The sequence below is a fragment of the Pseudomonas sp. Wu6 genome, assembly GCF_019891515.1.
Classification (GTDB): Bacteria; Pseudomonadota; Gammaproteobacteria; order Pseudomonadales; family Pseudomonadaceae; genus Aquipseudomonas; species Aquipseudomonas orientalis_A.
The window spans coordinates 1-249 of the sequence record NZ_JAFLXH010000115.1 but is presented as its reverse complement, the minus strand read 5'-3'; the positions used below and the strand labels follow the sequence as shown (position 1 = coordinate 249).

The 249-nt window shown below is 57.0% G+C and carries 1 protein-coding gene; it reads left to right on the top strand.

Translation table 11 applies throughout. The features are described 5' to 3' along the window. A partial coding sequence (locus tag J1G34_RS26995) for an immunoglobulin-like domain-containing protein (protein ID WP_222994871.1) occupies positions 1–249 on the top strand: 249 nt, incomplete at both ends.

Below are 249 nucleotides of genomic sequence, written 5' to 3'. Positions count from 1 at the left end.
GTCACGCTGACCGCGCCAACCGCCGTCAACGAAGGTGGCCAGATCACTTACACCGCTACGCTCTCTAACAAAGCGGGCAGCGACGTCACGCTGAAGTTGGACAACGGCTCAAACATCACCATTAAAGCCGGTGAAACTGTCGGCACCGTCACCGTCCCTGCGCCAAGCGATGACGTGTTCATCGACAAAAGCACCCAGATCGTCAAAATCACCGACGCTTCCGGCGGCAACTTCGAGCAACTGGTAGTT